The sequence below is a fragment of the Allosphingosinicella sp. genome (assembly GCF_036387215.1).
GTDB lineage: Bacteria > Pseudomonadota > Alphaproteobacteria > Sphingomonadales > Sphingomonadaceae > Allosphingosinicella.
The window spans coordinates 1-6,237 of the sequence record NZ_DASVUE010000400.1 but is presented as its reverse complement, the minus strand read 5'-3'; the positions used below and the strand labels follow the sequence as shown (position 1 = coordinate 6,237).

General features: G+C 66.0%; 5 protein-coding genes and 1 tRNA gene. 5 read left to right on the top strand and 1 reads right to left on the bottom strand.

Annotated elements, in window-relative coordinates; genetic code table 11:
- Positions 1-66: 66 nt before the first annotated feature.
- A complete protein-coding gene (locus VF662_RS15375; RefSeq protein WP_464142819.1) occupies positions 67-1,122 on the bottom strand; it encodes a lytic murein transglycosylase in 1,056 nt (351 codons plus the stop codon).
- A gap of 113 nt (positions 1,123-1,235) precedes the next feature.
- Here VF662_RS15375 and VF662_RS15370 point away from each other — a divergent pair.
- The 5 genes from VF662_RS15370 to VF662_RS15350 form a co-directional block, all read left to right on the top strand.
- A tRNA-Ser gene (locus VF662_RS15370) sits at positions 1,236-1,325 on the top strand.
- A 66-nt stretch (positions 1,326-1,391) separates the two neighbouring features.
- Positions 1,392-2,894 (top strand): hypothetical protein, encoded by a 1,503-nt coding sequence (locus VF662_RS15365; RefSeq protein ID WP_464142818.1) that lies wholly within the window; start codon positions 1,392-1,394, stop codon positions 2,892-2,894.
- Positions 2,895-2,949: 55 nt separating this feature from the next.
- Positions 2,950-4,140, top strand: a complete 1,191-nt coding sequence (locus VF662_RS15360; RefSeq protein ID WP_464142816.1) for an acyl-CoA dehydrogenase — start codon at positions 2,950-2,952, stop codon at positions 4,138-4,140.
- On the top strand, positions 4,140-5,246 hold the full coding sequence (locus tag VF662_RS15355; RefSeq protein WP_464142815.1) for a CaiB/BaiF CoA transferase family protein: 1,107 nt from the start codon (positions 4,140-4,142) through the stop codon (positions 5,244-5,246). The genes VF662_RS15360 and VF662_RS15355 overlap by 1 nt, the downstream gene beginning before the upstream one ends.
- Positions 5,247-5,307: 61 nt before the next feature.
- Positions 5,308-6,237: type I glutamate--ammonia ligase (locus VF662_RS15350; RefSeq protein WP_464142814.1), on the top strand; the 930-nt coding region annotated here is incomplete at its 3' end.

The following is a 6,237-nucleotide window of genomic DNA, read 5'->3' as shown; positions in this document are numbered from 1 at the left end:
TGTTGAGCCCCTGCGGCCGCGCCGCGCGGCGATCTTAATCGCTCGATTCCACCGGCGCCAGCGGCTTCAGCGGGAAATCGCGTCCGCCAGCAGCCCCACCGTCAGCGCATAGAAGTTGGAGCAATTGTAATCGAGGATGGTCCGATAGTTGTTGGTGAGGAGATAGGCGGTCTGGCCGGGGCCGTCCGGCTCCAGCAGCGTCGCCATCTCGCTGTCGCCGGGGCCGCCGAGCGCCGGCAGGATGCCGAGCCGGCGCCATTCGCCGAAGCTCATCCAGCGCGTGTGGCGCGCGTAGACCTGCGGGCAGCGCGGCGAGATGAGGCGCGTCTGGAGGCCGGAGCGGTCGAACCCGGCGGGCACGTTTACGCGATAGCCCCAGCTGACGTTCGGCTTCCAACCGGCATTACTCAGGTAATTGGCGATCGAAGCGAGTGCATCGAGGTGGCTGCGCCAGATGTCGGCGCGGCCGTCCCCGTTTCCGTCGCGGGCGACGCGGAGGTAGACGGAGGGGAGGAATTGGGGATGTCCCGTCGCTCCGGCCCAGCTTCCCTTGAGCTGGCTGCGCGGGTAGCCGCGCTCGTACATCTTCAGCGTCGCGATGAACTCGTCTGCGAACAGCCGCCGCCGGCGGCCTTCATAGGCAAGGCTCGCAAGCGAATTGAGAAGGTCGAAATCGCCCGTGATGCTGCCGTAGCTGGTCTCCTTGCCCCAGATCGCCACCAGCACCGACGGCTGCACGCCGTAGCGTCGGGAGATTTCGTTGAGGCGGCCGAGATTTTCCATGTAGCGCGAATGGCCGCGGCTGATCAGCGCGGGGCTCACATGCTGCCGGTAATAAGGGGCGAACGGGGGCGCGGCGGAGTTGCCGGAAGTGCCCCCCGGCTGCGCCTGGTCGAGTTCCACCGTCCGAGCGCTGAACTGGAGCGTCGGGAAGATTTCGTCGATCGTGCTCTGGCGCACCCCCGACCGGAGCGCTTCCGCCCGCAGCTGCGGAAGATAGGCCTCGAACCCGGACTGGCTGAGGCCGCCGCCATATTGGACCACGGCGGGCGCGGCGCTGGCGGTGCTGAATGGCGGGAACGCGGCCAATGCCAGCGCCACCATCTGACTGAACGTACGCATACTTCTCCCCCTCCACATCGGGGCGCTGATGCCACAAGCGCTTTTGCGATGACATGGGTTCCGTCGCGCCGCTTGCACGAAACGTCGCTTGCCGCTTAAGGCGTCGCCCACGGGGAGAGGTGGCCGAGTGGTTTAAGGCAGCGGTCTTGAAAACCGCCGTGGGTGCAAGCTCACCGTGGGTTCGAATCCCACCCTCTCCGCCAGCACCCGATTTGCCCGCTTTCCCGCTTTCGGCTACAGCCGCCTAAGCTATTGGTGGGATAAGAGAAATGCGAAACAAGTTATGGGCTGCGATGGTCGCGGCGGCTGCTTCGTTGCTTGCGGCTGCGCCTGCCTGGGCGGAATGGCGGAAGGCCGAAGGCCCCAACTTCATCCTCTATTCGCAGGCCTCGGAAGGACGGGTGCGCGAGCAAGCGGCGCTGCTCGAGGATTACCACCAGTTCCTGCGGCTCCTGACCGGCGTCACCGAGCCCCCTGCCCCCAACAAGCTCCGCGTCTATCTCGTCCGCGGCCGCGGGCAGCTGCGGCTCGTGCGCGACCTCCCGCCGAGCGTCGCAGGCTTCTACACCGCCAATTCCAACGGCATCGCCGCGTTCGTCGACGATCGCGGCGGCGGCTGGGGCGGGAACGAGGAAATCCTGTTCCACGAGATCGCCCACCACTTCATGCTCCAATATCGGCCTAGCGCGTATCCGGCCTGGTTCGTGGAGGGATTCGCCGAATATGTGGCGACGGCGGAGTTCAAGGACAGGTTCATCGATTTCGGGCAGCCGAGCGCCAACCGCGCCGGCTGGCTCCGCAACGCGCACTGGCTGCCGTTCGAGAAGGTGCTGTTCGAGCCCATTCCCAGGGATCCGCAGGACCGATCCCTGTTCTACGCTCAAAGCTGGTTGCTCTCGCACTACATGATGCGCGATGATGCGCGGCGGGAGAAGTTCAGAAGCTATCTGACCGCGATCGCGACAGGAAAGCCGCCGCGGGAGGCGTTTGCCGAGCAGTTCGGCGAGCTTCGGGCGTTCGAGCGCTCGGTGCAGACCTATGCGGCGCGCCAGATGACGTTCACGAGAATCACCCGCGCCAGCGCGGCCGCGGCTCCCCAGGTGAAGCTGGAGGCGCTCCCCGCCTCCGCCGACGCCCTGCTGCTGGCCGAGGCCAATATGCATATCGGGGTCGGGCCGGCCCATGTTGCACCCTTTCTGGAGCGTGTCCGGACCGAAGCCGCCAAATATCCGAACGATGCTTTCGCGAAGCGCGTGCTTGCCAAGGCGGAGGTTCTCTACGGCGATTCCGCCGCCGGGGAGAAGATGACGGACGCCCTCCTTGCCGCCGCTCCCAATGACGCCGAGCTGCTTTACCTTAAGGGGATGCACTATCTTCGCGCCGGGCGGGCCGGAGGGCAGGCGAGGCCGGAGCTGTTCAAGCAGGCGCGCAGCTGGTTCGTACGCGCCCACAAGGCCGATCAATTCCACGTGCCGACGCTCGCCCGCTACGGCGAAAGCCTGACGACCGACCCGAAGTTCAACAGCGACAATACGATGGAGGTGCTGCTCCTCGCCCACGATCTTGCACCGCAGGTGAGCGAGCTTTCGATGAACGCGGCCAATCTGCTGCTGCTCCGGGGCCGCTTCAAAGAGGCGGAGAACATCCTGCTGCCGCTCGCTTCGAACCCGCACAATCCAGGCCTCGCGGCCGCTGCTCAGCTGCTGCTCGAGAAGGCCCGGGCGAAGCAGAGGCCCGGTCCCGCACCCGCCGCCAAGGCCTCCGGGGTATAGACAGGACGGCCCCGACAGGCGAAGGGGCGGCATCACCTTTTCGCCAGAGGAACGAATGTCCCACTCCACCATCGCCAGCTTCGACTGGGCGGATCCGTTCGCGCTCGACGCGCAATTGAGCGATGAGGAGCGGCTCGTCCGCGACACCGCCGAAGGCTATGCGCAGGAGCGGCTGCTGCCCCGGGTCACGAAGGCCTATCTCGACGAGGATTTCGATCGCGAGATCATGCGCGAAATGGGCGAGCTCGGCCTCCTTGGTGCGACCGTCCCCACGGAATATGGCGGCGCCGGCCTCAACTACGTGAGCTACGGCCTCGTTGCCCGGGCGGTCGAGCGTGTCGACAGCGGCTACCGCTCGGCGATGTCGGTGCAGTCCTCGCTCGTGATGCACCCGATCAACGCCTACGGTTCCGAGGAGCAGAAGCAGAAATACCTCCCCGGCCTCGCGTCGGGCGAGCTCATCGGCTGCTTCGGCCTCACCGAGCCCGACGCCGGTTCCGACCCCGGCAGCATGCGCACGCGGGCCGAGAAGGTGGACGGCGGCTATCGCCTCACCGGCTCCAAGATGTGGATCACCAATTCGCCAATCGCGGACGTTTTCGTCGTCTGGGCGAAGTCGGATGCGCATGACGGCAAGATCAGGGGCTTCATCCTCGAAAAGGGCATGCCGGGCCTCTCGGCGCCCAAGATCCGCGAGAAGCTCAGCCTCCGCGCCTCAATCACCGGCGAGATCGTCATGGACGGCGTCGAGGTCCCCGAAGCGAACCTCCTTCCCAACGTCAGCGGCCTCAAGGGTCCGTTCGGCTGCCTCAACCGGGCCCGCTACGGCATCGCCTGGGGCTCCATGGGCTCGGCCGAGGCCTGCTACCACGCCGCCCGCACCTATACGCTCGACCGAAAGCAGTTCGGCCGGCCGTTGGCAGCGACCCAGCTCGTCCAGATGAAGCTTGCGAACATGATCACCGAGATCACGCTCGGGCTCCAGGCGGCGCTGCGTGTGGGACGGCGGATGGACGAGGGTGAGCTCATCCCGGAGACGATCAGCCTCATCAAGCGCAACAATGTCGGCAAGGCGCTCGATATCGCGCGGGTGGCGCGCGACATGCACGGCGGCAACGGCATCAGCGCCGAATTCCACGTGATGCGCCATGCCGCGAACCTCGAGACGGTCAACACCTACGAAGGTACGCACGATGTGCACGGCCTCATCCTCGGCCGGGCGATCACGGGCATCGCCGCCTTCTGATGGATAAGCCGCTTGCCGGGCTCAAGGTGCTTGAGCTGGCGCGGATATTGGCCGGGCCGTGGGCGGGGCAGCTGCTGGCCGACCTTGGCGCCGAGGTCGTCAAGGTCGAGCGGCCGGGGGTCGGCGACGACACGCGAAATTGGGGGCCTCCCTTCGCGGCCGACGGTGCCTCGGCTTATTTCCATTCCTGCAACCGCGGCAAGACCTCCGTCGCGATCGATCTGGAGACCGCTTCGGGGCAGGAGCAGGTGCGGGCGCTTGCCGCAGAAGCCGACGTGCTGATCGAGAATTTCAAGGTCGGCGGCCTCGCCCGCTTCGGCCTCGACTATCCATCCCTATCGGAGCTCAATCCCGGCCTCGTCTATTGCTCGATCACCGGCTTCGGCCAAACCGGCCCCTACGCGCCACGGGCCGGCTACGACTTCATCATCCAAGGCATGGGCGGCGCCATGTCGCTGACTGGAGAGCCGGACGGCGAGCCGCAGAAATCCGGCATCGCCTATGCCGATCTCTTCACGGGCCTCTATTCGACCGTCGCCATCCTCGCCGCGCTTCGAGAGCGGGACCGGACCGGCCGCGGCGCCCATATCGACATGGCGCTGCTCGACACGCAGGTGGGCGTGCTCGCCAACCAGGCGCTGAACTGGATGGTATCGGGGAAGGTGCCGCACCGGATGGGCAACGGCCACGCCAACCTCGTGCCCTACCAGGCTTTCAAGGTGGCGGATGGCGAGATGATCATCGCCGTCGGCAACGACCGACAGTTCCAGCGCCTCTGCGAGATCCTCGGCCTCCCGGAGCTGGCCGAGGACGATCGCTTTCGCACCAATCCCGCTCGCGTCCTCAACCGTGCCGCTTTGGTCCCTTTGCTGGAGCACACGCTCTGGAGCCGCCATCGCGAGCCGCTTGCGGAGGCGCTGGAGAGCGCAGGGATACCCGCCGGGCCGATCAACGCCGTCGATCAGGTCTTCGCCGATCCGCAGGTCATCGCACGCGGAATGAAGCTCGATCTCGGCGGCGTGCCGGGGCTCGCCTCTCCGATCGTGATCGACGGGAAGCGCCAGGTCTCGGATCTCCCCAGCCCTCCGCTCGGCAAAGGCGGCTGACGAGGGAACGTTACGGCTCCGGCGGCGTCATTGGGGAGGCGCCGAACCGAGAGGGTCCCCCATGCCCACCACTGCCGATCAGATCCTGAAGCTCGTTTCCGAACGCATGCCCAATTGCGCCAAGGTGGGCGTGTTCGACGTGGACGGCATCTTCCGCGGCAAATATCTCGCCATCGACAAGCTCCGCTCCGCGCTCGAGAAGGGCTTCGGCTTTTGCGACGTCGTGCTCGGCTGGGATTCGAACGACCAGCTGCTCGACAATTTGAGCTTCACCGGCTGGCACACCGCTTATCCCGATGCCGAGGCGCGGCTGCTTCCCGAGACGATGCGCACCCTTCCCTTCGAAGGCGGGATGCCGCTCATCCTCGGCGAATTCTCCGGCCGCGCCGAGGCCATCTGCCCCCGCGGGACGCTCCGGCGGGTGCTCGACCGCGCCGCCGGCCACGGCTGGAAGGTGAAGGCTGCCTGCGAGTTCGAATTCTTCGTCTTCGACGAAACGCCGCAATCGATCCGCGGCAAAGGCTACCGGAACCTGAAACCGATCACGCCCGGCAATTTCGGCTATTCGATGCTGCGTTCCGGCGTCCATTCCGACTTCTATCAGGAGCTCTGGTCGGTCTGCGAGGAGATGCGGATCGAGATCGAGGGGCTTCATACCGAGACCGGGCCAGGCGTGCTCGAAGCGGCGATCCGGGTCGACGATGCGCTCGAAGCAGCGGACAAGGCGGCCTTGTTCAAGACCATCCTCAAGATCCTGTGCCAACGGCGCGGCTGGATGGCGACGTTCATGGCCAAATGGTCGCGCGACTGGCCCGGGCAGTCGGGGCATCTCCACAGCTCGCTGCTGGATGCCAAATCCGGCGATTCGATCTTCTACGATGCCGACGACTCGCTCCACATGTCGGAGCAGATGCGCTGGTATGTCGGAGGGCAGCAGGCTTTGATGCCGGAGCTGCTGGCGATGGTCTCGCCGACGGTGAATTCCTACACC

Excerpts from the sequence above, each read along its gene's own strand:
- VF662_RS15375 (WP_464142819.1), bottom strand. The coding sequence starts at position 1,122 with ATGCGTACGTTCAGTCAGATGGTGGCGCTGGCATTGGCCGCGTTCCCG.
- VF662_RS15365 (WP_464142818.1), top strand. The coding sequence starts at position 1,392 with ATGCGAAACAAGTTATGGGCTGCGATGGTCGCGGCGGCTGCTTCGTTG.
- VF662_RS15360 (WP_464142816.1), top strand. The coding sequence starts at position 2,950 with ATGTCCCACTCCACCATCGCCAGCTTCGACTGGGCGGATCCGTTCGCG.
- VF662_RS15355 (WP_464142815.1), top strand. The coding sequence starts at position 4,140 with ATGGATAAGCCGCTTGCCGGGCTCAAGGTGCTTGAGCTGGCGCGGATA.